The sequence below is a fragment of the Streptomyces sp. F001 genome (genome assembly GCF_004187715.1).
In the GTDB taxonomy this organism is placed as follows: domain Bacteria; phylum Actinomycetota; class Actinomycetes; order Streptomycetales; family Streptomycetaceae; genus Streptomyces; species Streptomyces flavusporus.
This window is the reverse complement of sequence record NZ_QZWF01000119.1, coordinates 1-4209: the sequence shown is the minus strand read 5'-3', so window position 1 is coordinate 4209 and position 4209 is coordinate 1. Positions and strand designations below refer to the sequence as shown.

4 protein-coding genes and 1 tRNA gene are annotated in these 4209 nt (G+C 68.8%); 2 read left to right on the top strand and 3 right to left on the bottom strand.

Features of this window, described 5'->3' with window-relative positions; translation table 11 throughout:
* Nucleotides 1-68: 68 nt before the first annotated feature.
* Nucleotides 69-1391 carry an extracellular solute-binding protein gene (locus tag StrepF001_RS44685; protein ID WP_129803792.1) on the bottom strand — a complete coding sequence of 441 codons (1323 nt, stop codon included), beginning with the start codon at nucleotides 1389-1391 and terminating at the stop codon, nucleotides 69-71.
* Nucleotides 1392-1720: 329 nt separating this feature from the next.
* Between StrepF001_RS44685 and StrepF001_RS44680 the strand changes: the two genes are divergently transcribed.
* Nucleotides 1721-2764 carry a LacI family DNA-binding transcriptional regulator gene (locus tag StrepF001_RS44680; protein ID WP_129803791.1) on the top strand — a complete coding sequence of 348 codons (1044 nt, stop codon included), beginning with the start codon at nucleotides 1721-1723 and terminating at the stop codon, nucleotides 2762-2764.
* An 89-nt stretch (nucleotides 2765-2853) separates the two neighbouring features.
* Nucleotides 2854-3150, top strand: a complete 297-nt coding sequence (locus StrepF001_RS44675) for a hypothetical protein (protein ID WP_129803790.1) — start codon at nucleotides 2854-2856, stop codon at nucleotides 3148-3150.
* A 33-nt stretch (nucleotides 3151-3183) separates the two neighbouring features.
* Here the strand turns inward: StrepF001_RS44675 and StrepF001_RS44670 are convergent.
* Both StrepF001_RS44670 and orn read right to left on the bottom strand, forming a co-directional pair.
* Nucleotides 3184-3256 (bottom strand) — tRNA-His (locus StrepF001_RS44670).
* A 108-nt stretch (nucleotides 3257-3364) separates the two neighbouring features.
* A complete protein-coding gene (gene orn / locus StrepF001_RS44665) occupies nucleotides 3365-3967 on the bottom strand; it encodes an oligoribonuclease (protein WP_129803789.1) in 603 nt (200 codons plus the stop codon).
* Nucleotides 3968-4209: the final 242 nt, after the last annotated feature.

Genomic DNA, 4209 nt, shown 5'->3' with positions numbered 1-4209 from the left:
GGCCGGGGCCGCGCCCCCCTCCTCGGCGGGGGGCGCGGCAGCGGTTTCGTGCCCAGTGGTCATACGGGTCACTGGTCCAGGTTGTTGTCGATGGTCTTCACGGCGTTGTCCCAGGCTTCCTCGGCGGACTTGCCCTGGGTCACCAGGATGACGCCGTTGTCGGTCAGGCCCTGCTGGATGATCTGGTCCTTCGGGCCGATCGTCTGGACCGGGATGTTCTCGGCGGCCTGGGCGAAGATCGTGCCGATCGGTGCGTCACCGGTCATGTCGTTCTTCGCGCTCTTCACCTCGGTCGAGTCGTACGCGGCCGGGGTGCTCGGGAAGCTGCCCTGTACGCCGAACAGCTTGGCCTGCTGCTCGGGCGCGGTCAGCCAGGCGGCCAGCTTCGCCGCCTCCTCGGTGTTCTTGCCGGACTTGGGCACGGTCAGGAAAGAGCCGCCCCAGTTGCCGGACTTCGGCGCCTGGGCGATGTCCCACTTGCCGGCCGACTCGGGCTTCGACTTGCCCTTGATGTAGCCGAGCATCCACGGCGGGCAGGACATCGCGGCGAACTTGCTGTTGGCGATCGTCGTGTCCCAGGCCGGCTGGAACTGCGTCTGGTTGCCGATCAGTCCGTCCTCGGCGGCCTGCGCGGTGAGGTCGAAGGCGTCCTTCACGGCCGGGTTCGTCTTGTAGATGACCTTGCCGGAGGAGTCGTAGAACCGGTCCTTCTCACCGCTGAGGATCGCCTGGATCAGCCCGCCGGGGGAGTCCAGGAAGGTGGTGCCCTTGGGCGCCTTGTCCTGGTACTGCTTGCCGACGTCGACGAACTTGTCCCAGCTGCCGGCCCACAGCTTGCCGACCTCCTCACGGTCGGTGGGCAGACCGGCCGCCTTGAACAGGTCCGTGCGGTAGCAGATGGCCATCGGGCCGATGTCGGTGCCGACACCGATGGTCTGGCCGTCCTTGGTGGTGGCCTGCTGCCACTTCCACTCGAGGTAGTCGCTCTTCTTGCCGTACTTCGACAGGTCGAGCAGCTTGTCCGACTGGGTCTCGACGATCTCGGCGATGTTGCCGACCTCGACCATCTGGATGTCCTGGAGGCCGCTGTTGGTGGTGAGGTGGTTGATCAGCGCCGGGTAGTAGTTCTCGTTCCGCTCCACGACGGTCTGCTGGATGTCGATGTCCGGGTGGAGCTTCTCGTACTCCTTGTACAGGCCGGACTCCTCGAAGCCGGCGGTGCCGAAGAGCCCGAGGGTGATCTTGGTCTTGCCTCCGCTGCCGCCCTCCGACGACGAGCCTTCCTCGTCTTTTCCGTCGTCGGCACAGCCGGCCAGCAGCCCGGCGCCCAGCGACGCGACGGCCGCGAGGACCACCACCCTGCGACGGGCGGTTCGGGTACGTGCTCGCATTGCGTCCTCCTGTTGCCCTGACGTGCCGACCCCCCGGCCAACTGCATTGTTGGGCCCCTTAGTTCTCGCTGCGGCTCGGGCGGGGAACGTGCGGGATGTGTATGTGTCAGGTACCGTGGGAGCGCTCCCACAAGTGATGTGTTGAAGAGTCGTCGGTTCCAGCGGGGGTGTCAAGGGAGCGGACAGGGCGAGATGCGTTCAGTTATCGGGCTGTTAACTGGATGCCGAAGCGGGGGTCCGGGGGTGGCAGCCCCCGGCGACGGTCACTCCAGCACAGGGGACTGTTACATTCCAGGCCAGGTGATGAACGGCGGCGAAAGGCGGAGCCCATGGTGCGGAGCCGGAGCGGTGGCCGGCCGACCCTGGAGGAGGTCGCCGCGCGCGCCGGTGTGGGCCGCGGCACGGTCTCCCGGGTGATCAACGGCTCGCCCCGGGTCAGCGATGCGACCCGCGCCGCCGTGGAGGCGGCGGTCGCCGAGCTCGGTTACGTCCCGAACACGGCCGCCCGCGCCCTGGCCGCCAACCGCACGGACGCGATCGCCCTCGTCGTCCCCGAGCCGGAGACCCGGTTCTTCGCGGAACCGTACTTCTCGGACATGCTGAAGGGTGTCGGCGCCGAGCTGTCCGACACGGAGATGCAGCTGCTGCTGATCTTCGCCGGCAGCGACCGGGAGCGGCAGCGGCTCGCCCAGTACCTGGCGGCGCACCGGGTGGACGGCGTCCTGCTGGTCTCGGTGCACGCCGACGACCCCCTGCCGGATCTGCTGGCCCAGCTGGAGATCCCGGCGGTGATCAGCGGCCCGAGATCGGCGCAGGAGACGCTGACCTCCGTCGACTCGGACAACTACGGCGGTGCCCGCTCGGCCGTCGAGCATCTGCTGGCCCGGGGCCGCCGCCGCATAGCCCACATCACCGGCCGTCTGGACGTGTACGGCGCCCAGCGGCGTATCGACGGCTACCGCGAGGCGCTGCGTGACGCGGGCCACGCGGTGGACGAGGACCTGATCGAGCCGGGTGACTTCACCGAGGAGGGCGGCCGGCGCGCGATGACCGAGCTGCTGGCCCGCTGCCCCGACCTGGACGCGGTCTTCGCCGCCTCGGACGTCACGGCGGCCGGCGCCCGCCAGGTCCTGCGCGAGGCAGGCCGCCGTACCCCCGAGGATGTCGCCCTCGTCGGCTACGACGACTCCGCCATCGCCCGTCATATGGAACCGCCGCTGACCAGCGTCCGCCAGCCCATAGAGGAGATGGGCCGCAGGATGATCGACCTGTTGCTGACCGAGATCGCGGACCGGCGGCCCGCGGTGTCCCGGGGGCTGGAGCGGCGGCAGGTGGTGCTGGCCACGGAGCTGGTGGAGCGGACGTCGTCGTAGAGCCGGGTGTGCGCCGGGTGAGTCAGGCCCGAGCGCGCGGACGGCCGGTCGGAGCGCGCGCCTGCGGGGGTCGTGCTTAAGATCCGTGCGTGGCACACACCTTCGAAGAACTTGTGGAGATGCAGCGGGCCGCGGACGAGGCGCACACGAAGGTCCTGGAGCTTCGGGACGCCTACGGCCCGCCGACCCAGAAGGGCGGCTGGACCGAGGTCCAGACCGAGACGTACGAGACGGCGTGGCGCGCCTGGCGCGATCTCGACCGCGACCTCGGCGCCACCGTCTCCGAGTATGCGAAGGAAGTGGGGCGGACGCGGCCGGAGATCGAGGCGGAACTCAGGAAGATCCTGCCGGATCCGGAATCGGGCCGGGGAACGACCGAGGGCTGATCCCTTTTCAGGGGTCAGCCCTCGGTCCTCAAGGGTGAGTGACGGGACTCGAACCCGCGGCATCCTGGACCACAACCAGGTGCTCTACCAGCTGAGCTACACCCACCATGACCGGCGGTTCTCGCAGTGGTTTCCCCGACCGGCCGAGAAAAAGTGTACAGGGTCCGCAGGGGTGCTCGCGCCCGGCTTTTCCAGGGCCCTCCGGTGGCGGCGCCTACTGCGCGGGCAGGACGTGCTTCGCGGCGATCGCTCTGGCGGTGTCCGAGTCCGGGCCGGGCTGCGGTACGAAGACGGCCTCGCGGTAGTAGCGCAGTTCCGCGATGGATTCGCGGATGTCGGCGAGGGCGCGGTGGTTGCCGTTCTTCTCCGGGCTGTTGAAGTACGCCCTCGGGTACCAGCGCCGGGCCAGCTCCTTGATGCTGGACACGTCGACGATCCGGTAGTGGAGGTAGTTCTCCAGGGTCGGCATGTCGCGCAGCAGGAAGCCGCGGTCCGTGCCGACGGAGTTGCCGCACAGCGGGGCCTTGCCGGGTTCCTTGACGTGTTCGCGGACATACGCCAGGACCTGTTCCTCGGCGTCCGCCAGCGTCGTGCCGTTCGGCAGCTCGGCGAGCAGTCCGGACGAGGTGTGCATCTGACGTACCACTTCCGGCATCGTCTCCAGCGCGGAGTCCGGCGGACGGATGACGATGTCGACACCCTCGCCGAGTACGTTCAGCTCGGAGTCGGTGACGAGGGCGGCCACCTCGATGAGCGCGTCGTCGGACAGCGAGAGGCCGGTCATCTCGCAGTCGATCCACACCATGCGATCGTTCATGCGACCACCCTAAAGCCGACGTCCGTTTATGAGGTCCCCGCGTCGGTGCCGGTCTCGCTGGGGGCTGCGGCCGCCAGGCCCCGCTTTCGGCCTGGACGGTCTCGTCTTCGAACACCGGCACCGGTTGATTTCTGTCGGCCTGCGCCGAAAAGTGTGGCGGGGTCCACAGGGCGTTGCTGCGCCGTGGACCCCGTTGTTACGTGATCACGTCCCGCTGCGCTGTCCCGGCAGGCTTGCCCGGG